Source organism: Shewanella sp., assembly GCF_041630135.1.
Taxonomy (GTDB): domain Bacteria; phylum Pseudomonadota; class Gammaproteobacteria; order Enterobacterales; family Shewanellaceae; genus Shewanella.
This window is the reverse complement of the sequence record NZ_JBFKLW010000028.1, coordinates 24,231-46,550: the sequence shown is the minus strand read 5'-3', so window position 1 is coordinate 46,550 and position 22,320 is coordinate 24,231. Positions and strand designations below refer to the sequence as shown.

At 50.4% G+C, this 22,320-nt stretch carries 17 protein-coding genes, 1 tRNA gene and 1 pseudogene; 11 read left to right on the top strand and 8 right to left on the bottom strand.

What is annotated here, in order from left to right:
• The 7 genes and pseudogenes from ABYK60_RS09740 to ABYK60_RS09710 all read left to right on the top strand — a co-directional run.
• Nucleotides 1–82, top strand: a pseudogene (locus ABYK60_RS09740) (IS200/IS605 family transposase); the annotation flags it as partial.
• A gap of 264 nt (nucleotides 83–346) precedes the next feature.
• Nucleotides 347–434: transfer RNA gene (locus ABYK60_RS09735), tRNA-Ser, on the top strand.
• 281 nt (nucleotides 435–715) lie between these two features.
• Nucleotides 716–2,503: a DUF885 domain-containing protein gene (locus ABYK60_RS09730; protein WP_372871818.1), complete on the top strand. Its 1,788-nt coding sequence runs from the start codon at nucleotides 716–718 to the stop codon at nucleotides 2,501–2,503.
• A 184-nt stretch (nucleotides 2,504–2,687) separates the two neighbouring features.
• On the top strand, nucleotides 2,688–3,359 hold the full coding sequence (locus ABYK60_RS09725; RefSeq protein ID WP_372871817.1) for a winged-helix domain-containing protein: 672 nt from the start codon (nucleotides 2,688–2,690) through the stop codon (nucleotides 3,357–3,359).
• 137 nt (nucleotides 3,360–3,496) lie between these two features.
• Nucleotides 3,497–4,624, top strand: coding sequence for a M14-type cytosolic carboxypeptidase (locus tag ABYK60_RS09720; RefSeq protein WP_372871816.1), 1,128 nt, complete (start codon nucleotides 3,497–3,499; stop codon nucleotides 4,622–4,624).
• A gap of 3 nt (nucleotides 4,625–4,627) precedes the next feature.
• A complete protein-coding gene (locus tag ABYK60_RS09715; protein WP_372871815.1) occupies nucleotides 4,628–4,945 on the top strand; it encodes a zinc ribbon domain-containing protein in 318 nt (105 codons plus the stop codon).
• Nucleotides 4,942–5,235: a YeaC family protein gene (locus tag ABYK60_RS09710; protein ID WP_372871814.1), complete on the top strand. Its 294-nt coding sequence runs from the start codon at nucleotides 4,942–4,944 to the stop codon at nucleotides 5,233–5,235. The genes ABYK60_RS09715 and ABYK60_RS09710 overlap by 4 nt, the downstream gene beginning before the upstream one ends.
• Before the next feature lie 73 nt (nucleotides 5,236–5,308).
• On the opposite strand, the gene ansA is transcribed toward ABYK60_RS09710, so the two are convergent.
• Both ansA and sppA read right to left on the bottom strand, forming a co-directional pair.
• Nucleotides 5,309–6,322: an asparaginase gene (ansA, locus tag ABYK60_RS09705; protein WP_372871813.1), complete on the bottom strand. Its 1,014-nt coding sequence runs from the start codon at nucleotides 6,320–6,322 to the stop codon at nucleotides 5,309–5,311.
• A gap of 128 nt (nucleotides 6,323–6,450) precedes the next feature.
• Nucleotides 6,451–8,304 carry a signal peptide peptidase SppA gene (sppA, locus tag ABYK60_RS09700; RefSeq protein ID WP_372871812.1) on the bottom strand — a complete coding sequence of 618 codons (1,854 nt, stop codon included), beginning with the start codon at nucleotides 8,302–8,304 and terminating at the stop codon, nucleotides 6,451–6,453.
• Nucleotides 8,305–8,466: 162 nt separating this feature from the next.
• Here sppA and ABYK60_RS09695 point away from each other — a divergent pair, with 162 nt between their 5' ends.
• Both ABYK60_RS09695 and ABYK60_RS09690 read left to right on the top strand, forming a co-directional pair.
• Nucleotides 8,467–10,482 (top strand): FAD-dependent oxidoreductase, encoded by a 2,016-nt coding sequence (locus ABYK60_RS09695; RefSeq protein WP_372871811.1) that lies wholly within the window; start codon nucleotides 8,467–8,469, stop codon nucleotides 10,480–10,482.
• A 117-nt stretch (nucleotides 10,483–10,599) separates the two neighbouring features.
• Entirely contained in the window at nucleotides 10,600–11,040 is a 441-nt protein-coding gene (locus ABYK60_RS09690; protein WP_372871810.1) for a YciI family protein, read from the top strand.
• Nucleotides 11,041–11,047: 7 nt separating this feature from the next.
• Here the strand turns inward: ABYK60_RS09690 and yfaE are convergent, their stop codons facing one another.
• The 5 genes from yfaE to ubiG all read right to left on the bottom strand — a co-directional run bounded on the left by yfaE (nucleotide 11,048) and on the right by ubiG (nucleotide 16,678).
• Nucleotides 11,048–11,401, bottom strand: a complete 354-nt coding sequence (gene yfaE, locus ABYK60_RS09685; RefSeq protein WP_372871822.1) for a class I ribonucleotide reductase maintenance protein YfaE — start codon at nucleotides 11,399–11,401, stop codon at nucleotides 11,048–11,050.
• Nucleotides 11,376–12,506, bottom strand: coding sequence for a class Ia ribonucleoside-diphosphate reductase subunit beta (nrdB, locus tag ABYK60_RS09680; protein WP_240590817.1), 1,131 nt, complete (start codon nucleotides 12,504–12,506; stop codon nucleotides 11,376–11,378). The genes yfaE and nrdB overlap by 26 nt, the downstream gene beginning before the upstream one ends.
• A 72-nt stretch (nucleotides 12,507–12,578) precedes the next feature.
• Nucleotides 12,579–14,867, bottom strand: a complete 2,289-nt coding sequence (gene nrdA, locus ABYK60_RS09675; protein WP_372871809.1) for a class 1a ribonucleoside-diphosphate reductase subunit alpha — start codon at nucleotides 14,865–14,867, stop codon at nucleotides 12,579–12,581.
• 394 nt (nucleotides 14,868–15,261) lie between these two features.
• Nucleotides 15,262–15,960: an HAD family hydrolase gene (locus ABYK60_RS09670; protein ID WP_372871821.1), complete on the bottom strand. Its 699-nt coding sequence runs from the start codon at nucleotides 15,958–15,960 to the stop codon at nucleotides 15,262–15,264.
• A gap of 4 nt (nucleotides 15,961–15,964) precedes the next feature.
• On the bottom strand, nucleotides 15,965–16,678 hold the full coding sequence (gene ubiG / locus ABYK60_RS09665; RefSeq protein WP_372871808.1) for a bifunctional 2-polyprenyl-6-hydroxyphenol methylase/3-demethylubiquinol 3-O-methyltransferase UbiG: 714 nt from the start codon (nucleotides 16,676–16,678) through the stop codon (nucleotides 15,965–15,967).
• Between the two features lie 456 nt (nucleotides 16,679–17,134).
• Here ubiG and gyrA point away from each other — a divergent pair, with 456 nt between their 5' ends.
• Together gyrA and serC are read left to right on the top strand one after the other, a co-directional pair.
• The gene (gene gyrA, locus ABYK60_RS09660) at nucleotides 17,135–19,840 is read left to right on the top strand and encodes a DNA topoisomerase (ATP-hydrolyzing) subunit A (protein ID WP_372871820.1); all 2,706 of its coding nucleotides are present in this window, start codon (nucleotides 17,135–17,137) and stop codon (nucleotides 19,838–19,840) included.
• Nucleotides 19,841–19,951: 111 nt separating this feature from the next.
• Complete coding sequence (serC, locus tag ABYK60_RS09655) at nucleotides 19,952–21,046, top strand: 3-phosphoserine/phosphohydroxythreonine transaminase (protein WP_372871806.1); 1,095 nt, start codon at nucleotides 19,952–19,954, stop codon at nucleotides 21,044–21,046.
• Nucleotides 21,047–21,113: 67 nt separating this feature from the next.
• On the opposite strand, the gene ABYK60_RS09650 is transcribed toward serC, so the two are convergent.
• Nucleotides 21,114–22,304: an amino acid aminotransferase gene (locus ABYK60_RS09650; protein ID WP_372871819.1), complete on the bottom strand. Its 1,191-nt coding sequence runs from the start codon at nucleotides 22,302–22,304 to the stop codon at nucleotides 21,114–21,116.
• Nucleotides 22,305–22,320 lie beyond the last annotated feature (16 nt).

Sequence of the window (22,320 nt, the reverse complement as noted above, 5' to 3'; positions counted from 1 at the left end):
TAACGAAGAGATAATTCGCCGATATGTGAGACATCAAGAGAAAGCGGAAAGGCAAGAGCAAGCTGAGCTTGCTCTGGAATAGAAGGCCCCCTTTTAGGGGGTTAACGCAAAGCCACCTTCTTCAGAAGGTGGATTATTTACTGGCCCCGTGTTAATTGGTGCTTCGGTAAACTATAGAAAAATACGGCGCTTAAATAAAAAATGACTGTAATTGCAGCGTGTTGTTCACCAAGTATGCAAACAGAGAAAATAATTGGGAAATGCGCTTGACCCTGACAGGGCATTTGCGTAAAGTACCGCTCCGTCGACAGGGGAAAGCAACGCGCTGACTGACGACAGACAATATGGTGAGGTGTCCGAGTGGCCGAAGGAGCACGCCTGGAAAGTGTGTATACGGAAACGTATCGAGGGTTCGACTCCCTCCCTCACCGCCACATTTAAAGAACGGGAATCAGTAACTTACTGGTTCCCGTTTTTGCATTGTGGCAATTGTGTGGTAAAAATCGGCTTTTCAAATCCGCCTATGTCCGCCTCAAATGAGCAACCAAATCGACAGCTTGATACCTGCTTGTGTCCTCAGACTAAATTGCTCACACATCTGATTAAATCAAAATTGGTAACAAGAGATGTTGTTACTTAAAATCACGCCAATTTAATGGTTTACTTAGGGACTTTACTCATCAAGGTCCCTTTGAAGGACTTAAAGGAATGCGCTGTGAAAAAACACACCTTGGCCCTCGCCATTTCCGTTGCGACGCTGTCACTCGGCGCCTGTACTGATAAAAGCACTACAAGTGCTCATGTACAAGTTGACACGGCCGGCGTAGTCGCGAGCCACCAAACCCAATCTTTTGCGTCTTTCAGTGAGGCGTTTATCGATGCTCTTTGGCAAGTGGCACCCACTTGGGCACTGTACAGCGGTTACCACAAATATGATGGTATTTTAGAGGTGCCGGATGATGCAAATCGTCAAAAGACACTGGATTTTGTTAAGGGCCAGCGCGCGCAGCTGACAGCTTTCGATACCAAGGCTTTGTCAATCAGTGAGCAGATTGATTACCGTCTAATTGAAAATCTGATTAACAGTTTCGAGTGGGAGATCACAACGTTTAAATCTTGGCAGTGGGATCCATCCGGCTATAACGTTGCCGGTGGCTTCGCTCAAATCATCAATGAAGATTTTGCGCCGCAGGATGAACGTCTGCGTTCGGTGCTGATGCGTCTTGAAGCTGTGCCTGCCTACTATGCCGCCGCGAGGGATAACATCCAGGATCCCACTCTGGAACACACGGAACTTGCGCTGATGCAAAATCAGGGCGCCTTTTCAGTATTCAACGACGATTTGGCTGCCAAAGTGGCTCAGTCTGGCCTGACCGATACAGAAAAAGCGCTGTTCAGCAGTCGCTTTGAGGCCGCCAAAGTTGCGGTACAGACTCATATTGATTGGCTTAAGCAAAAGGTTGAAACATTAAAACAGGACGGCGCGAGAGATTTTCGTATAGGCGAAGAACTGTACGAGCAAAAGTTTGCCCTGGATATTCAATCGGGCATGACGGCCAAGGCCTTGTATGAAAAAGCGCTGGCCGATATGACTCGGGTACACGGCGAGATGGCAAACATAACCACAGAGCTGTGGCCCAAGTATTTTGAGTCGCCACTGCCGGATGATAAAAAGTTGGCTACCCGTATGCTGATTGACAAGCTTTCGGCTCGCCATGTGGCACGCGACAATTTTGTTGATGAGGTAAGGGCGCAAATTCCGGAACTGGTGAAGTTTGTCAATGATAAGAAACTCATCACCCTGGATCCGAACAAGCCTCTGGTGGTGCGCGAAACTCCGGAATATATGCGAGGTTACGCAGGTGCCTCCATCAGTGCCCCCGGCCCTTACGATAAAGGAGGCAATACTTACTATAACGTAACTCCGCTGGATGGCATGTCTGATGAGTCGGCCGAATCTTATCTGCGTGAATATAATCACTGGATTTTGCAGGTACTGAATATTCATGAAGCGATCCCAGGTCATTATACCCAGTTGGTGTATTCCAACGAATCCCCAAGCCTTGTGAAGAGTTTGTTCGGTAACGGTGCCATGGTGGAAGGCTGGGCGGTGTACACCGAGCGGATGATGCTGGAAGAGGGCTATGGTAACTTTGAGCCTGAAATGTGGCTGATGTACTACAAGTGGAACCTTCGGGTGATTGCCAACACCATACTGGATTACAGTATTCAGGTGAAAGGCATGGATGAAACTGAGGCGATGAAGCTTATGACGGAAGAGGCGTTCCAGCAGGATGCGGAAGCTGCTGGCAAATGGCGCCGCGCCACTTTAAGTCAGGTACAGTTGACCAGTTATTATGCTGGTTATCGCGAAATCTATGATTTTCGTGAGGAACTGAAGTCCAAGGAGATGGATAAGTTTGACTTACGAAATTTCCATGAAAGATTTTTGAGCTTCGGTAGCGCCCCTGTGAAATTTATCCGGGAATTAATGCTGAAATAGCGACTTTTATGTTCAAAAAGGGCCGCGAATGCGGCTCTTTTTGTTTTTGGTTTGTTGCTGATATTGTGTGTCTTTTTCCTTTTTACGCCTTTTTCCCGAATTGGCCATATATCCCTGGAAATATCTTGGTGTCGTGTCATAGTTGTGCTAATGTAAATGCGAATGATTCTCACTCGGTGTGTTTATGTTTAAGAATTTTTGGGATGAAAGCTGTGGTGACATTCGGGATTTACTCTCAGCAGCATTGCAACGGGATGACGTGGCAGTAAGGGTTATCGATAACCCTGCAGATGCATCAATGCCATTGGTAAATGGAAAGTCAGCCTCAATACTTCTCGACTTATTACTGCCAAATCACCATAGCTTTGCGCAGTTACCCGCGGCGGTCAGTGCAGTTCCAATGCCAATTCCTTCTGCGACTCATTGTAAGCACCCGAGCGCCAACCACATTCGGCAAAGTGGCAATAGTGCCGGTACCAAAAGTGCTATCAGTACTGAGATTCTGATACATATGCTGGTCGCAAAGCGGAACTTACCAACACCGACCGACAAATCAGTAATGGTTTATGGTTCGGTTTTGTTTGATACAAGCCGTAATACAGTGATATTTGGTGAAGCGGAATTATTTCTGACACAAACCGAATTTAATCTGTTTTGCTACCTGTACAATCGTCGGGGACAAGTTGTTTCCAAACCGGAACTGCAGTGTAACGTGCTTCACAAAGACTATGGCCAATATGACCGAAATCTGGATATGCATATCAGCAATACCAGAAGAAAACTTGCTGCTGCCGGTTTACCCCGAAACCTCATCACGACGATTCGTGGTCGCGGTTATAGTTTTGTAGACTGCTAGGCATAAAGCGAAATCTCAGGCCTAAATACTGCGCCGCACATTCAAGAATCACCGCTTTTGGTATATCCTATGCTAATTTGCTTACCCGCCTAAGTTCAGCGGGTAAGCACCCAAAGTAACTGAATCAGGAAGGACAGATGCGGATCAGCGCCAATTTTGATGGTGGCAACATTCAGGTTGTCAGCCTCGACGATCACAACGACATCCAACTGGCGATTCGCCCCGATGAAGGTGGTGAGTTTTATCAGTGGTTTAACTTTCGCATGGAAGGTGAGGTCGGTAACCATTATCGGCTGAATATTATCAATGCTGGCAGTGCATCCTATACCAAAGGCTGGGAGGATTATCAGGCCGTCGCCAGTTATGATCGTCAGAATTGGTTCCGTCTTCCCACTCAATATGAAGATGGCAAGCTGACTCTGGATGTAACCATGGACTGTTCAAGTATCCAGATTGCCTATTTTGCCCCCTACAGCTACGAGCGTCACCTGGATTTGCTGGCTGCAGTGCAAATGCATCCGCTGGTGGACTTGGAGCACCTTGGTCTGACCCTCGATGGTCGTGATATTACCCTGGTTAAGGTGGGTGATGGCGATGAAGGGAAAAAGAACATCTGGATCACTGCCCGCCAACATCCAGGCGAGACCATGGCCGAATGGCTGGTTGAAGGCTTGCTTAATCGTTTGTTGGACCGTGAAAATGCCACGGCCAAAGCGCTGCTGGATAAAGCCAACTTCTACATAGTGCCCAACATGAACCCTGATGGCAGTGTGCGTGGTCATCTGCGTACCAATGCCAAGGGGGTTAACCTGAACCGTGAATGGCAAACTCCGTCCATGGAGAAAAGCCCCGAGGTGTTTTATGTGGTTAATCGCATGAAGGATACCGGCGTGGATTTGTTCTACGATGTGCACGGCGATGAAGGTCTGCCATACGTATTCCTTGCAGGTTGTGAAGGTGTACCTTGCTGGGATGAGCGTCTTGCCAGCCTGCAAACACAGTTCAGCAGCGCGCTACAGCTTGCCAGCGCTGATTTCCAGACTGAATTTGGTTACGATAAGGACGAACCAGGTAAAGCCAACCTGACAGTTGCTTCTAACTGGGTTGCTGAAACATTTAACTGCCTGTCAAATACGCTTGAGATGCCCTTTAAGGACAACGCCAACCTGCAAGACCCCTTTATGGGTTGGTCTCCTGAGCGCAGCCAGCAACTGGGTGAAGCGTCCCTTATTGCCATGTTGGCGGTCATTGATAAGCTGAGGTAAGCCATGGCTCTGGTGCAATGTCCTGTTTGTCAGAAGCGGATATCCAGCAAGGCGTCATCCTGCCCACATTGCAAGACGGGTACTCAGGGCGACAACGGCTCCGCCTTACGGATAGCCAATATTAAAAAGTCTCAGCGGCTGATGAACCAGAGTTTTCTGGCGATGACGCTGTTTGTTTCTGGAGTGGTCGTGATGTTCTGGGGCGGCGAAGAGCCAGAAGGGCTGCGGCTTATGTCCGGTGCGGTACTGCTCACCTTGGGATTTGTGGGATATCTCGTTACCAGGGTTCAAATTGTATTACATAAGCGGAAAAGCGTATGAAAGATCTGAATCAAATCATCGATGAGATGCCATTTGAAGTTTACGAGCGTATGCGTTCAGCGGTAGAGCTTGGTAAATGGGATGATGGTACTGTTCTTAGCGAAGAACAGCGTGAAAATGCGATGCAAGTGATGATGCTGTATCAGGCTCGGGCTTTGGATCAGGATCAACACTTTACCATTGGCCGCGGCGGCACCATAAACGAGCTGTCAAAGAGTGAATTGAAAAAGCGTATGGGGTCCGATTTTGGCGGTGACACCATTGCGACCTTTACCAATGACGAGCTGTAAGGTTTTTTACTGATGAAGATTGAAAAGCCGGTCGATAGACCGGCTTTTTTGTATTAATAACACAGGACATTTATTAAGCGGGCGACAACTCTCCAACGAGTGCAGTTTGCATGGCGGTTTTTATCTCATCATTGGTCATATTTTTGGAGAGCAAATAGTGTAACTTGGCAAGGCAGGCTTCCACTGTCATGTCGCCGCCGCTGATTACGCCGGCTCGGGCAAGAGCATTGCCGGTGGCATAGCCGCCCATATTGACCTTACCCTGGAAACATTGGGTGAGGTTGACCAGTACTATACCCCGTTCGTCAGCCTGTTTCAGGGTTGCCAACAGGGCGGGATCCTGAGGTGCATTGCCCACTCCAAAGGTGAGCAGTATCAATGCTTTCACGGGCTGTTGCAGCATGTTGACGAAAATATCAGTAGAGATCCCGGGATAGAGGGTTACCACACCCACAGGCTGAGGTGATATACGGGCTACCTCAAGTTCAGTAGTGATGTCCTTGGCAATCTTGCCAGCCTTAAGGTTGATAGTGATCCCTGCTTCCAGCAGCAGCGGGAAGTTGGGTGAAGCAAAAGCATCAAAACCATCGGCATGGGCCTTGGTGGTGCGGTTGCCACGAAATAGTTTGTTATTGAAAAACAGACACACCTCGGCCACCGGATAGCGGGCGGCAATATAAAGGGCGTTCAACAGGTTGGTCTGGCCGTCGGAGCGCAGCTGCGCCAGTGGGATTTGGGAGCCGGTAACAATCACAGGCTTGCCCAGGCCCTGCAGCATAAACGACAGCGCCGATGCGGTATAAGCCATGGTGTCTGTACCATGCAATATTACAAACCCATCATATTTCTCATAGTTGTCGCGGATATCATCGGCAATCATCTGCCAATGACTGGGAGTCATGTTTGATGAGTCGATAAGTGGAGTGTATTCGTGAATGACGAAATCAGGCATGTCCTCATGGAAAAATTCCGGCATGGATCTGACACACTGAGTTAAAAATCCGGCCACAGGGGCAAAGCCATTGGCTGTTTTTTGCATACCAATGGTACCACCGGTGTAGGCGACATAAATGGACGGCTTTTTCATGGGCGAATTATAGCTGCTTGATGTGTTGAGGGATTATAAGGACAGCTGTCCGGAAACGAAACCTTGTCGGCAAAGAAATTGCGAATGAAAAAAGCCCAGCGTAGCTGGGCTCTTCTTGGGCTTTGTGTTTATTGCAATTGGCAATATTCGCAGTACAGATAGGTTCCTTTGGGGTCGTCAAAGCGGGCAATATTTTCAAGTACCTTGCCCCATACAGACATTAGTTTGTCCACAAGGTCGTTTTGTGTAGCACTTTGCGGTAGCAGACTGGATGCGGAGGCAAACATTTCCTGAATAAATTGCTCTTCAGGTGACATTTCTTGCTCTATCAGCTTTATGTCGAAGGTCTGCATGTCTGCGAGTGTTGCAGCCTTGGCCAGTGCTTCCGGCATGTCGCCTATCTCATCGACAAGCCCGAGTTCCTGCGCTTTTTTCCCGCTCCATACACGCCCCTGAGCGATGGCGTCGACCTGTTCAAGGCTCATGTTGCGCTCCTGTGCGACCAGAGAGATAAACTCTTTATATCCTCGCTCGATATTACGCTGAATAGCAGCTTCAAGTTTTGGTGACAGGCTCTTAAATGGTGAGTGCGCCGCCCATTCATTGGTGGCAACCCCGTCGGCATGTACTCCGATTGCTGCAAGCGAATCTTCAAATGTGGTGATTAGCCCGAAAATTCCGATTGAGCCTGTCAGAGTTGTTGGTGTGGCATAGATATAATCCGCGCTGGCCGAAATCCAATAACCCCCGGATGCAGCTAAGCTACCCATGCTTACGACCACGGGTTTGCCGGCCGCCTTGAGCGCCAGCAACTCCTGTCTGATCTCTTCAGAGGCAAACGCACTGCCGCCGGGGCTGTCTACACGCAGCACCAAGGCTTTGATATTGTCATCAAAGCGTGCTTCCCGAATAAGTTCTGCGGTGCTTTTGCCACCGATATCACCTGGCGCCTGATAGCCATTCATGATGGTGCCTTTGGCAACAATTACACCGACGCTGTCCACTGGCAGCAGCGATGGCTGCGGCTGAACCAGCTTGAAGTAATCAGCATAATGTACCTGACGGAAAATGTGATTTTCAGTGTCTTCACCGACTAACTCAATCATTGCCTGACGGAACTCTTCATCGCTTTTGAGTCCATCGACCCATCCTTGCTTTACCGCGAGTTCGGCACTGTCACCGTCAAACTGGTTAAGGCGCGCCAGATAGGTATCGGCGTCGAGCACAAGTTCAGCAGGCTCTATGCCACGGTTGGTTGCTACAGTGGCGGCGTAAGAAGACCAAAGATCATCGATAAGTAACTGAGTCGCTTCCTTGGCGGCAGGTGACATATCATCACGGATATAAGGCTCTACTGCAGACTTGTATGTGCCTACACGAAATACATGGGTTTTTACCTTGAGCTTTTCCAGCGCAGATTTGAAGTAGAGGTTGTAAGCGGCATAACCGTCTACAAACACTTCACCTCGAGGATTCAAGTAAATTTCATCGGCATAGCTTGCCAAATAAAACTGGCTGCGCCCGAACCAATCACCGATTGCGACTACTTTTTTGCCTGCTTCACGAAAACGCTTGAGTGCCTCGCCGACGGCAGTAAGTTTACTGATCCCCGCGCTCATTCCGGACAGGTCCAGTACTATGGCGCCAATTCGTTCATCGTGGGTTGCATTGTCAATGACATAAAGTAAGTCGGACAGGAGCACTTCGGCGTTTTCCTGGTTACCTTTATTTTGTGACAATAACTTACTGACAGGATCTACGCGTCTTGTTTGGTCTACCAAATTTCCGGATAAGTCCAGTACCAGTGCGGTACCCGTTTCTAGCTTCAGCTCTTCTTCGCCACTAATAACTACAGCGACAATTACCACAACTAAAATAAGGATCGGAAAAAATACCATATTAATGATCAACTTTCGTACGAAGTTGAGCAGATCCCAAATGAAAATAGCGATGTTTTTCAAGGTAAGGGGTTTTTTGGCCATTAAGGGCTCCATTATCGATTGCTGCAGATATGCTACCGCAATTCTTTCAGTCGGGCTAAACCCAATTGTAAAGGTTTTTAACATCCGAAACTGCTTTCGGTTGAGCTTATACTCCACTCAGGATATGCTCACTTAAATCACCTGTTTTAAAAGGACGTTTGAATGTCGTTTCCATATCTCCTCAAACCACTGGATTTGGGTTTTACCGAACTGAAGAATCGAGTACTTATGGGGTCTATGCACACAGGCCTCGAAGAAGAAAAGGGCGGTTTTGAGAAGCTGGCGGCCTTTTATCGAGAGCGGGCTGCAGGTGGCGTTGGCTTAATCGTAACGGGCGGAATATCGCCTAACTTTCGCGGTCGCCTGGCTCCTCATGCATCTCAGTTGAGCTTTCCCTGGCAGGTGAAACGCCATCGTATTGTTACCGACGCTGTCCATCAGGGGGGCGGCAAGATTTGCATGCAGATCCTTCATGCCGGACGTTATGGCTATCATCCGTTCTCCCAGGCACCAAGTGCCATTAAATCTCCAATCACGCCCTTTAAGCCATCAGCTATGTCATCCAGGCAGGTAAAAGGTACCATTAAGGATTATGCCTCCAGCGCAAGGTTGGCAAAAAAGGCGGGTTACGATGGCGTTGAAGTGATGGGCTCTGAAGGTTACCTCATCAACCAGTTTATCTGTGCCCGTACTAACAAGCGCGACGATGAATGGGGAGGCAATTTTGAGAATCGTATTCGCTTCCCACTGGAAATTGTCCGTGCCATCCGAGCGGCTGTCGGAACTGATTTCATTATTATTTTCCGCTTGTCGATGCTGGATCTGGTTGAGGAAGGTTCTAACTGGGATGAGGTTGTTGCTTTGGCGAAGGCGCTTGAGCAAGCCGGCGTGACTATTATCAATACAGGTATAGGATGGCATGAGGCGCGGGTGCCTACCATCGCGACCAGTGTGCCCAGAGGCGCGTTTGCCTGGGTGACTGAGCGTTTGAAATCGGAAGTGTCAGTGCCATTGGTTGCCACCAACAGGATTAACACCCCAGAGATTGCCGAAACCATTTTGGCAAGCGGTCAGGCAGACATGGTTTCCATGGCAAGGCCTTTTCTGGCGGACCCTGAATTTGTCAACAAAGCTGCAGCTGACAAAAGCGGGCTTATCAATACCTGTATTGGCTGTAATCAGGCCTGCCTTGATCATACATTCAAATTGAAGCGCGCGACTTGCCTGGTAAATCCAAGAGCCTGCTACGAGACTGAAATTAATTTCAGACCCGCAGTTCAGCCAAAGAAGATTGCCGTGATGGGAGCGGGTCCTGCGGGGATGGCATTTTCAATTTACGCAGCGGGCCGTGGCCACAAAGTGGTGCTTTTTGAAGCCAAATCAGAAGTGGGCGGCCAATTTAATCTCGCGCGTAAGATCCCGGGCAAAGAAGAATTCGACGAGACTATCCGTTACTTCACCAATCAAATGCAGGAAACAGGTGTGGAGCTCAGGCTTAACACCCACCTGGATTCAACTGTTCTCAGCAACGAAGATTTTGATGAGGTGGTTGTTGCGTCTGGTGTAGTGCCCCGTGCGGTGACATTGCCTGGGTTTGACTCGCCAAGGGTAGTGACCTATCAACAGGTGCTCAATGGCGACGTTGAGGTTGGCCAGAAAGTGGCCCTTATCGGTGCCGGTGGTATTGGCTTTGATATGGCGCATTTCCTCGGTGAAAAGGGGTCAAGTACTCTGGATCCCAAACGTTGGCGTGAACAGTGGGGCATCGACGACGCGTACAGCCACCGTGGCGGTCTTAAGGCGCCGGTGAAAGAGCCTGCCGAGCGAACCATCTACCTGTTGCAACGTAAAACTACGCCCATGGGTAAGGGGTTGGGTAAAACCACCGGGTGGATCCACAGGGCGGTGGCCAAGATGCACGGCGTAGTGCAGATGAATGGGGTGAGCTACGAATCATTCGATGAACAGGGTTTGCATATACGGGTTAATGACGAAGCCAGGGTGCTGGATGTGGATACCGTGGTACTATGTGCCGGTCAGGAGTCCAATCGTTCACTGTTGGCAGAAATGGAAGGGACGGGTAAGCCTGTTCACCTGATAGGTGGAGTGGATGTGGCTGCGGAACTTGATGCCAAACGAGCCATTCGCCAGGGAGCAGAGCTCGCAATGCGGCTCTAGTTAATCTTTTGTCTGTAGTATTTAAGCCCCAGTCAAAGGGGCTTTTTTATGTCTGTTCACCGCGGTCAAGGCCGAGGTTTGCTATTGTTAGCATGTTTATGGAAAAGGAGATAATCAATGAAGCCAGGGATCCTGATGTTACTTGCACTTAGTTTGAGTCAGCCACTGCACGCGCAATACGATGAGGCACTGGCCAAGCAGGTGGGGGCCGATGAATATGGTATGAAAACTTATGTGATGGCATTTTTAAAACGTGGTCCCAATCGCAATGGCACTGAGGAAGAGCGTGCCACGCTGCAGCGGGCACATCTGGACAACATTAATCGGTTGGCGGAGGCTGGTAAGTTGGTGTTGGCAGGGCCGTTTTTGAATGATGGCGAGCTTAGGGGAATATATATTTTTGATGTGAGCACTGTTGAGGAAGCCAAGGTATTGACCGAGAGCGACCCGGCCATTAAGGCTGGCAGCCTGGTGATGGAGCTGGTGCCCTGGTATGGGTCGTCAGCATTGACGCAGGTATCACTACTTCATGAAAAATTTGCTAAAAAGAAAATCTGAGCAAAAGTCAGTCGATGAGTACTTGCTCTGCTTTTGCATTTACAGCGTTCGGACGAAGTACAGATTCGGCACCCGTTGGATTTAAAGCGAGATCCAAATCGGCCTCTGGAATGCAGCAACAGGGCAGGCATTCGTCTTCTTCAAGGGCTGCGAGTGGCTCTGAGAAATACTGCACATTGCCACTCAACACCTTGGTTTTACAGGCGCCACAAAATCCGCTCCGGCATTCGGAGAAGATGCGGATCTTTTTAATTTCCAGCGCTTCAAGCAGTGACTGCTGCTGTCCATTGAACAGCAGCACCGGCTGGCCCTGTAGGCTGACGATAGGGGCCTTTTTAAAGATCAAAGTCGGAGAACTCATTTTCATCGACAGAGGCGTCAATCTGACCCACCAGGTAGGAGGATACTTCCACTTCCTGAGGCGCCACCTGCACGGCATCACTTTCGAGCCAGTTCTTCATCCACGGCAGTGGGTTGGTGGACTCTGGGTACGGCAGTGGCAGGTTAACTGACTTCATCCGTTGGTTGGTGATGTACTCAACATACTGACACAGAATTTGCTCGTTCAGACCAATCATGGAGCCATCTTTAAACAGATACTTGGCCCATTCTTTTTCCTGCTCGGCGGCACGCAGGAACAGCTCGTACGCTTCCTGTTGACACTCGGCAGCAATTTCCGCCATTTCCGGATCGTCCTTGCCACCCTGCATGATGTTGAGGATGTGCTGGGTGGAGTTCAGGTGCAGCGCTTCATCACGGGCAATAAGACGGATGATTTTGGCGTTACCTTCCATCAGCTTACGCTCGGCGAAGGCGAACGAGCAGGCAAAGCTGACATAGAAGCGAATGGCTTCCAGGGCGTTTACCGACATCATGCACAGATACAGCACTTTCTTCAGTTCACGCACTGTCACTTCAACCAGATGGCCATCCACGGTGTGGGTGCCTTCACCATGGAGGTGATAAATCTGGGTCAGCTTGATGAGCTTGTCGTAATAAGCCGAGATATCTGCAGCGCGCTTGAGGATTTCCTGGTTCACCACTATGTCGTCAAACACCACTGACGGGTCGTTGACGATGTTACGGATGATATGGGTGTAAGAGCGCGAGTGAATGGTCTCGGAAAACGACCAGGTTTCAATCCAGGTTTCCAGCTCAGGCAGCGATACCAGCGGCAGGAAGGCCACGTTGGGGCTGCGGCCCTGAATGGAGTCCAGCAGGGTCTGATACTTAAGGTTGGAAATAAAAATGTGCTGCTCGTGGGCAGGCAGTTTACCGAAGTCGATTTTGTCACGGCTGACATCCACTTCTTCCGGTCTCCAGAAGAAAGACAGCTGCTTTTCAATCAGCTTTTCGAATACTTCGTAACGCTGCTGATCATATCGGGCAACGTTTACGGACTGGCCAAAAAACATGGGTTCGCGGGTAGCGTCGTTGGGAGTCTGACAAAAAGTTGAATAAGCCATGATGTTTCGTTCCGGTAAAAGGGGGCATGGGGCCCCCTGTTAACACCTAAAGTTCCTTTTAACCTTGCCTGCTTAAATCTTACAGGCGCCGCCGGCACAGCCGTCGTCTTCTTTCTCAACCACGGCAATGTCTTCGTGTTGATCGGAAGCTCCGTCACGGGTGTTATGGTAATAGAGTGTCTTGAGGCCCAGTTTGTAGGCGGTCAGCAGATCTTTAAGCAGCAGCTGCATCGGCACCTTACGACCTTCAAACTTGGCTGGGTCATAGTTGGTGTTGGCAGAAATGGCCTGGTCCACAAACTTCTGCATAATACCTACCAGTTGCAGGTAACCATCGTTGGATGGCATTTGCCACAGCAGCTCGTACTCGTGACGCAGCGCGTCAAAGTCAGGCACTACCTGCTTGAGCTGACCATCTTTACTGGCCTTCACTGAAATCAGACCACGTGGTGGCTCGATACCATTGGTGGCGTTGGAGATTTGCGATGAGGTCTCGGATGGCATCAGCGCAGACAAGGTCGAGTTACGCAGACCGTGACGCTTGATATCTTCACGCAGGCCTTCCCAGTCCAGATGCAGCGGCTCAGAGACAATCTTGTCCAGATCGCGCTTATAAGTGTCGATTGGCAAAATACCCTGAGAGTAAGTGGTCTCGTGGAACGCAGGGCAGGCGCCTTTTTCTTTGGCCAGATTCATCGAGGCTTTCAGCAGGTTAAACTGAATGGCTTCGAAAGTCTTGTGAGTCAGGTTGTTGGCGCTGCCGTCGGAATAACGCTTACCGTTTTTGGCCAGATAATTGGCAAAGTTAATCACACCAATACCCAGAGTACGACGGTTCATGGAGCCAAGCTTGGCGGCCTTGATTGGGTAATCCTGATAGTCAAGCAGGCTATCGAGAGCACGAACGGCCAGATCCGACAGACCTTCCAGCTCTTCCAGGTTATCAATGGCCCCCAGGTTAAGTGCTGACAAGGTGCACAGGGCGATTTCACCGTTGGTATCGTCCACACTGTTCATTGGCTTGGTAGGCAGGGCGATTTCCAGACACAGGTTGGACTGACGAATTGGTGCCACGCTTGAGTCAAATGGACTGTGGGTGTTGCAGTGATCCACGTTCTGCACGTAGATACGGCCGGTAGAGGCTCGTTCCTGCATCATCAGTGAGAACAGTTCCACTGCTTTAAGCGACTTTTTACGGATGCTTGGATCCTGCTCGTACTTGGTATACAGGCGTTCAAACTCTTCCTGGTCTTCAAAGAAGGCATCGTACATACCTGGCACGTCGGATGGACTGAACAGGGTGATGTTTTCACCTTTAATCAGGCGCTGATACATCAGTTTATTCAGTTGCACACCATAATCCAGGTGACGGATACGGTTATCTTCCACGCCGCGGTTGTTCTTGAGTACCAGAAGCGATTCAACTTCCAGGTGCCAAATTGGATAGAACAGCGTTGCCGCGCCGCCACGCACACCGCCCTGTGAGCAGGATTTCACCGCAGTCTGGAAATATTTGTAGAACGGTAAACAGCCGGTATGGAACGCTTCACCGCCACGGATTGGGCTGCCCAGGGCACGAATACGACCGGCATTCACGCCAATGCCGGCGCGCTGGCTGACATACTTCACAATAGAAGATGCTGTGGCGTTGATGGAATCCAGGCTGTCGCCGCATTCAATCAGTACGCAAGAGCTGAATTGACGGGTAGGGGTACGCACGCCGGACATAATCGGCGTGGGCAGTGAAATCTTAAAAGTCGATACAGCGTCATAGAAGTCTTTGACGTACTTCAGACGGGTTTCTCTTGGGTAACCGGCAAACAGACAGGCGGCAACCAAAATGTAGAGGAACTGAGCACTCTCGTATACTTCGTGAGTCACACGGTTTTGCACCAGATACTTGCCCTCAAGCTGCTTAACCGCGGCGTAAGAGAAGTTCATATCGCGCCAGTGATCGATATAGCTGTCGAGGATATCCAGTTCTTCTTTGGTGTAGTCTTCGAGGATATGGCGGTCGTACTTGCCCATGTCCACCAATTTGGCTACATGCTCGTACAGTTTTGGCGGCTCAAACTGTCCGAAGGCCTTCTTGCGAAGGTGAAAAATAGCCAGACGGGCAGCGAGGAATTGATAGTCAGGCGAATCTGGTGAAATCAAATCGGCCGCGGCCTTGATGATGGTTTCATGAATAGCTTCAGTCGGGATGCCATCAAAAAATTGCAGATGCGAGCGCAGCTCTACTTCTGAAACCGAAACATTTTTTAAGCCTTTGGCTGCCCAGGTAACTACACGGTGGATTTTGTCGAGTTCGATCTGCTCGCGCTCACCACTGCGCTTAGTGACTGTCATGTTGCTATTCATCGAAGATAGGCCTTATAAGATTGGTATTGCCTTACATATCCCTGTAAACAATCGTCACACAAAACCTCTCGAAACACCGCGGGATGTCAATAAACATCGTTTCGGGGAAGTGCACCTCTAGTGGGTGAGATTGCTACCAATACACAAGATATGGTGCTTACTAAAAGTTAAGATACAAGATAGTGAGGTGAGAGGGTATTTGCAAGTAAGAAATAGTTGAAGAAACTGTGGATATCTTGAGGAAAAAAATACACGTTAGTAGAGGCTAACTTTGGAGCGCAGTTTCACTGCACGATATAAAGTATCTGCTAATTTTTTATCCGGTCCGTAAGGAAGAATCGATCGATTATCTTGCAAGCGATCGGATCTGCTGAGGCAGATCCGATCATCAAGGTCAACCTTCTGAATTGCACCACAGATCATGTGAAAGGTAATTCAGCAATTCCAATGGACATGCCAACCGGAGATCGTATGGCCAGGCATCCGGGTTATCGTTTAACCCGAAATAACCCCAATTGGCCAGCACTGCTGTCATACCACTCGCTTTAGCGGCGTCCATGTCCCGCTTGGCATCACCAAGGTAAAAGATATCAGCAGGATCACAATTTAGCTGTGAGGCCGCAAGTAGCATAGGCGCAGAGTCCGGTTTGCTTCGGATTGAGGAGTCCCCGCTTATCAGGCTGGAAACATTGGACATTGCCAGTCTTTCTATCAGTGGTCTGGCAAAGCGTGCAGCTTTATTGGTTACAATGCCGAAGGGGATTCCTGCACTTGTCAGGGCATCCAGCAGTGCAGGGATGCCTTCAAAGAGACGACAATGTTGGCCATTAATTATCTCGTAATGCCTCAATAGCGTCTGTTGCAACGCCAAAGCAAAGCTTTCGTCAAGATGTGGCTGGGCAGCCCGAACCAACGCCATGCTTCCATGGGAAGCTGCATGTCTTACCTGTTCAAGAAGCACTGACGAATACGAATGCTCCGCTAAAGCCAAATTAAGTGCAGCAACCAGGTCCGGAGCAGTGTCAACCAAAGTTCCATCCAAATCGAATAGAACCCCCGCTGGTGTGCTTCTTACCTCCGGGCAGGTTGTCATTATTTCAGTCAATTGGTTTTTCCGTCGCTATCATATAGTTCACGTCTACACGGGAAGTGTAGCGGAAGGTGCCTATAATGGGGTTATAGGTCACCCCAATGGCGTCTTTACACAACAGCTCAGTATGGTCGACCATCTCAATCAGCTCGGATGGTTTGATGAACTTGCTATGGTCATGGGTGCCCACCGGCAACATTTTAAGCAGGTACTCGGCGCCGAGTATGGTCTCTACATAGGATCGTAGGTTACGGCTAATGGTTGAAAAAAATACAAAGCCGCCGGGCTTGACCATGTCGCAGCAGGCGCGGATTACCGACAGCGGATCTGGCACATGCTCCAGCATCTCCATGCAGGTGACTACATCATAGTGCTCGGGGTGAGTGTCGCGGTGGCTCTCGGCCGTGGTTTTCAGGTAATCCAATGTAACGCCGGTTTCCAGCGCATGTAATCGCGCGACTTCCAACGGCTCAGTGCCCATATCGATACCGGTCACATCGGCACCAAGGCGGGCCATGCTTTCGGATAAAATGCCGCCGCCACAGCCAACATCCAGCACTCTTTTACCAAATAAACCGCCACAGGCTTGATCGATATAGTTAAGCCGCAATGGGTTTAACTGGTGCAGAGGTTTGAATTCGCCATCGGGATCCCACCAACTGGCGGCCATCTTTTCGAATTTGGCAATTTCCTGGGTATCAACGTTCATGACTTCTGACATAGCGGCCCCGAAATTCGGTCGGGCAAGGTTCCGGTTGCAGGCAGGAACCAAGCAGTTTTTTTGATGTGGCGCTATTATATCCATTACTCGGCGTAAACGAAGCGCAAAGCGGTATCACGACTGCCAAACAAAGGAATTTAGGCGTCACAGATGTTTTTTTAAGCGTTGGCGGGTAAAAAAACGGCAATTAAACTCCAATCCCCATCCTGGGCAAAAAAAGCCTCGATGGCTTTTAAACACACATTGCACCACGCTTGTAAAAATACTAATTCACTTTCAATAAGATAAGTGTGATTTCAATCATGACTGGTGCTATTGATTTCCGTCGGTTCGGGAGAATCTAATCAGGGGGTTTCGACATTAAATTACTGTGTTAGAATGCCAAATCACGTTTGAAGGCTCGACAATGACACGGAAAACGACTTGTCAGCTAATTTTCAGGGGATCGAGCAGTTTATGACTGATTTGGCTTCATCTATTTCGCCAATTAATATCGAAGACGAACTCAAGAATTCGTACCTGGATTACGCCATGAGCGTGATCGTGGGTCGGGCACTGCCGGATGTGCGTGACGGCCTTAAGCCTGTGCATCGCCGTGTGCTGTTCGCGATGAACGAACTTAAAAACGACTGGAACAAGCCTTATAAAAAGTCGGCACGTGTGGTCGGTGACGTTATCGGTAAATATCACCCACACGGCGACAGCGCTGTATACGACACCATAGTGCGTATGGCCCAGCCGTTTTCGTTGCGTTACACCCTGGTAGACGGTCAGGGTAACTTCGGTTCAATCGACGGCGATGCCGCAGCAGCAATGCGTTATACCGAAATCCGCATGGAAAAGCTGGCTCACGAGCTGCTGGCTGACCTCGATAAAGAAACCGTTGATTTCGTGCCTAACTACGACGGCACTGAACAGATCCCTGCGGTTTTGCCTACCAAAATCCCTAACCTGCTGGTGAATGGTTCATCCGGTATTGCCGTGGGTATGGCCACCAACATTCCGCCACACAACCTGACCGAAGTGGTTAAGGGGTGTCTGGCGCTGATTGAAGAGCCAGAGCTGTCTATTGAACAGCTGATGGAATACATCCCGGGTCCTGACTTCCCGACTGCCGCCATTATCAACGGTAAAAAGGGCATCGAAGAAGCCTATCGTACCGGTCGCGGCAAGGCCATCATGCGTGCCCGAGCCGAAGTGGAAATCGAAGATAACGGCCGTGAGCGCATTATCGTCACCGAGATCCCGTATCAGGTGAACAAAGCCCGTCTGATAGAAAAAATCGCCGAGCTGGTAAAAGACAAAAAGATTGAAGGCATCAGTGGTCTGCGTGATGAGTCCGACAAGGACGGCATGCGCATCGTGGTTGAAATCAAGCGCGGTGAAGTAGGCGAAGTGGTGCTGAACAACCTCTACGCCCAAACCCAGATGCAGTCTTCATTCGGCATCAACATGGTGGCACTGGCCAATGGTCAGCCAAAGCTGTTTAACCTCAAGGAGATGCTGGAAGCCTTTATCCTGCATCGCCGTGAAGTGGTTACCCGCCGCACCGTGTATGAACTGCGTAAGGCCCGCGACAGAGCCCACATTCTGGAAGCGCTGGCGGTTGCCCTTGCCAACATCGACCCCATCATTGCCCTTATCAAGGCCTCTGCCAGTCCTTCTGACGCCAAGGCCGGCCTGATTGCCAAGGGTTGGGAGCTCGGCACAGTAAAAGCCATGCTGGAGAAGGCCGGTGACGACGCCGCCCGTCCAGAGTGGCTTGAGCCAGAGTTCGGTATTCGTGATGGTCTGTACTTCATGACCGAGCCACAGGCCCAGGCGATCCTGGACCTGCGTCTGCACAAGCTGACTGGTCTTGAGCACGAGAAAATCCTGCAGGAATACGAAGAGCTGCTGGAAATCATTGCCGGTTTGCTCCACATTCTCAGAAGCCCAGAGCGTCTGATGGAAGTCATCAAAGAAGAGCTTGAGCTGATTCTTGAGCAATTCGGTGATAACCGGCGCACTGAAATCAACGCGTCTGCCGTGGACATCAGCCTCGAAGATCTGATCAACGAAGAAGACGTGGTAGTGACCCTGTCGCACCTCGGCTACGCCAAGTATCAGCCGCTGACCGACTACCAGGCCCAGCGCCGTGGTGGTAAGGGTAAGGCCGCCACCAAGGTGAAAGACGAAGATTTCGTTGAAAAACTGCTGGTTGCCAACACCCACGACACCATCTTGTGCTTCTCCGACTTCGGTAAGCTCTACTGGCTTAAGGTGTACCAGCTGCCGCTGGCAAGCCGTCAGGCCCGTGGTCGCCCCATCGTTAACCTGCTGCCATTGCAGGAAGGTGAGCGCATTACTGCGATTCTGCCGGTGCGTGAATACGAAGAAGGCAAGTACATCCTGATGGCCACCTCTCACGGTACCGTGAAGAAGACTGCCCTCACCGAGTACAGCCGTCCACGTTCCAACGGTATTATTGCTGTGAACCTCAAAGACGGCGACCAGCTGATTGGCGTGGATATCACCGATGGCAGCAGCGAAATCATGCTGTTCTCTGATGCCGGTAAAGTGGTGCGCTTCAAAGAAGGCGAAGAAGTTGCCGTTGTCGATGAAAACGGCAACCCTGTGCTGGATGAAGAAGGTAAGCCACAAATCAACTTCAAAGGCGTGCGCCCAATGGGCCGCGGTGCCACAGGTGTGCGTGGTATTGCCCTGGAAGAAGGTCAACGTGTGGTGTCGCTGATTGTACCGAAAGACGACAGCGCCATTCTGACTGTGACTGCTAACGGCTTTGGTAAGCGTACCGAGCTTGCTGAATACCCGGCCAAGAGCCGCGCCACCAAGGGCGTGGTGTCCATCAAGGTCACCGAGCGTAACGGCCCTGTGGTTGGCGCCGTACAGGTGGGCGAGAACGACGAAATCATGCTCATCAGCGACAAGGGCACCCTGGTGCGTACCCCTGCCATTGGTGTGTCCATCATCGGACGAAACACTCAGGGTGTGACCATCATACGTACCGCTGACGATGAAACCGTGGTTGGTCTGCAGCGCATCGATGAAATACAGGACGACGGCAGCGAATATCTGGAAGAGGGTGTTGAAGGAGCCGAGGGCGATGCAATCGCCGAAGCCGATACACAGCCGACAGATGATGCCAACGACGAGGCATAATTGAAAACGGGCGCCCAATGGGCGCTCGTTTTTTTTGCCAAACAGATTTTTTATTTTTCCAAACGTGTGACTACCAATCGGTATCACCAAAGGCTAGCAAGGAGATCATGAGTGAGCGCGGTTTATAATTTCTGTGCCGGACCGGCGATGTTGCCGGCTGCCGTGATGAAGAAGGCACAAGCTGAGTTACTGGACTGGAACGGGCAGGGAGTGTCTGTGATGGAGGTGAGCCACCGCGGTGCGCCCTTCATTCAACTGGCCAAAGACTCGGAAGCCGATTTGCGCGAGCTGATGAATATCCCCGACAACTACCATGTGCTGTTTATGCATGGCGGTGGTCGTGGTCAGTTTTCTGCTGTTGTGAATAATTTTTTGGGCGATAACGGCAAAGCCCTGTATCTCGTCAGTGGTCAATGGTCAAAAGCCGCCACTGAAGAGGCGAAAAAGCTTGCTGGCGATGACAATATCGATGTCATCGATATCGTTGAAAAAGTAAATGGAATTAATCAGGTAGTTATTCCAGCGCTCAGCGGCAACGGCAGCGAATACCGTTATTTACACTACTGCCCCAATGAGACAGTAGATGGCATCGAAATTTTTGATGATATTGACAGTCCCTGGCCAATTGTGGCGGATATGTCGTCCAATATTATGTCCCGCGAGATTGATGTAAGTCGCTTTGCTGTTATCTATGCCGGCGCTCAAAAGAACATTGGTCCATCGGGTTTGTCTATCGTGATTGTGCGTAAAGACATGCTGGAGCTGCCGCAGCTCACCCAGTCCTCTATCATGGATTATCGCCTGACCGCCGAAAATGACTCCATGTACAACACCCCGCCAACCTTCGCCTGGTATCTGGCCGCCGAAGTGTTCAAATGGCTCAAGTCTGTTGGTGGCGTAAAGGGTATGGCCGAGGTGAACGCTGAAAAGGCGCGTCGCCTCTACGCCTGTATCGACAGTCTGGATTTCTACAAAAATGGCGTGGCGCCGCAAAACCGTTCACAGATGAATGTGACCTTCCAGCTCGCCGATGATTCACTCGATACAGACTTCCTTAAAGAAGCTGAAGTGCTTGGGCTGGTTGCACTTAAAGGCCACCGCATTGTGGGCGGCATGCGTGCCAGTATCTACAACGCCATGCCACTGGAAGGCGTTGATGCACTGGTGAGCTTTATGCGCTCCTTTGCTGCCAGGCACAGCAGCTAACCAGTTTTAATCGCGAATAAAAAAGGACTGCCGAGGCAGTCCTTTTTGTTATCGAGCTCTTTGTTGGTTACAGCACGGCGATAATGGATTTGGCCAGATAATCCACGTTATCTTCGCTGATCCCGGCGATACTGATCCGGCTAGAGCCCACCATGTAAATGCTGTAGTCCTTCATCAGGGTGTTTACCTGAGCCTCATTGATGCCAAGGAAGGAGAACATGCCTTTTTGACGGGCGATAAAGGAAAAGTCGCGGCTGGCACCCAGTGCATGCAGCTTGTCAACCAGCATGGCGCGGTTGCCGTTGATGCGATCGCGCATCACTTTGAGCTCATCCAGCCACTGGGCCTTAAGCTCGCTTGAGCCAAGAATGGTTTCCACAATGGCAGCGCCGTGGGCCGGTGGCATTGAGTAGATACAGCGCACCACATACAGCAGTACCGACAGCGACACGTCTGCCTGGGCACTGTCTTTACCGATAATGGTGCAGGCACCGATGCGCTCGCGGTACAGGCCAAAGTTTTTCGAGCAGGAAGAGGCGAGCACCATGTTATCGACAGCCGCAGCCATGGCGCGCACGCCGTAGGCATCTTCATCCACGCCATCACCAAAGCCCTGATAGGCCATGTCAATAAAAGGCAGGAAGCCTTTGTCTTTGGCAACCTCGACCACGGCGTCCCACTGAGCCGCGCTTAAGTCCTGTCCGGACGGGTTATGGCAGCAGGCGTGCAGCAGCACAGCGTCTTCGGCGCCAACCTGTTTAAGCGCGGCAAGCATTTCATCAAACCTGAGGCACTTATTGTCGTAATCGTAGTAAGGGTAGGTTTTTACCGTTAAACCAGCGGCCTGAAACAGCCCTGTGTGGTTTGCCCAGGTTGGGTCGCTTACCCAAATGGTGGCGCCGGGTTTGCATTTGGCGATGAATTCAGCGGCTACGCGCAGGGCGCCAGTACCGCCCGGGGTAGACACGGTGCGAATGCGGCGCGTCTGAACCACGGGATGATCTGTGCCGAAGGCAAGCTCATTCATCAATTCATTAAAAGGCGCCGAGCCTGTAGGGCCAATATAGACCTTGGTAGTTTCGGTGGAAGTGCGCAGCGTCTCGGCTGCTTTGACGCAATCCAGGATAGGCGTGTTGCCAGCAGGGTCCTTATACACACCTACACCCAAATCGACTTTCTGTGGGTGACTGTCTTCACGGTATTTGGTTAAAAGACCCAGAATGGGATCGGCAGGTAACGCCGAAAGATGCTCAAACATAATTCCTTCTACCTTG

Coding starts and splice junctions, on each gene's coding strand:
- ABYK60_RS09725 (WP_372871817.1), top strand. CDS start 2,688: ATGTTTAAGAATTTTTGGGATGAAAGCTGTGGTGACATTCGGGATTTA.
- ABYK60_RS09720 (WP_372871816.1), top strand. CDS start 3,497: ATGCGGATCAGCGCCAATTTTGATGGTGGCAACATTCAGGTTGTCAGC.
- ABYK60_RS09715 (WP_372871815.1), top strand. CDS start 4,628: ATGGCTCTGGTGCAATGTCCTGTTTGTCAGAAGCGGATATCCAGCAAG.
- ABYK60_RS09710 (WP_372871814.1), top strand. CDS start 4,942: ATGAAAGATCTGAATCAAATCATCGATGAGATGCCATTTGAAGTTTAC.
- ansA (WP_372871813.1), bottom strand. CDS start 6,322: ATGAAAAAGCCGTCCATTTATGTCGCCTACACCGGTGGTACCATTGGT.
- sppA (WP_372871812.1), bottom strand. CDS start 8,304: ATGGCCAAAAAACCCCTTACCTTGAAAAACATCGCTATTTTCATTTGG.
- ABYK60_RS09695 (WP_372871811.1), top strand. CDS start 8,467: ATGTCGTTTCCATATCTCCTCAAACCACTGGATTTGGGTTTTACCGAA.
- ABYK60_RS09690 (WP_372871810.1), top strand. CDS start 10,600: ATGAAGCCAGGGATCCTGATGTTACTTGCACTTAGTTTGAGTCAGCCA.
- yfaE (WP_372871822.1), bottom strand. CDS start 11,401: ATGAGTTCTCCGACTTTGATCTTTAAAAAGGCCCCTATCGTCAGCCTA.
- nrdB (WP_240590817.1), bottom strand. CDS start 12,506: ATGGCTTATTCAACTTTTTGTCAGACTCCCAACGACGCTACCCGCGAA.
- nrdA (WP_372871809.1), bottom strand. CDS start 14,867: ATGAATAGCAACATGACAGTCACTAAGCGCAGTGGTGAGCGCGAGCAG.
- ABYK60_RS09670 (WP_372871821.1), bottom strand. CDS start 15,960: ATGACAACCTGCCCGGAGGTAAGAAGCACACCAGCGGGGGTTCTATTC.
- ubiG (WP_372871808.1), bottom strand. CDS start 16,678: ATGTCAGAAGTCATGAACGTTGATACCCAGGAAATTGCCAAATTCGAA.
- gyrA (WP_372871820.1), top strand. CDS start 17,135: ATGACTGATTTGGCTTCATCTATTTCGCCAATTAATATCGAAGACGAA.
- ABYK60_RS09650 (WP_372871819.1), bottom strand. CDS start 22,304: ATGTTTGAGCATCTTTCGGCGTTACCTGCCGATCCCATTCTGGGTCTT.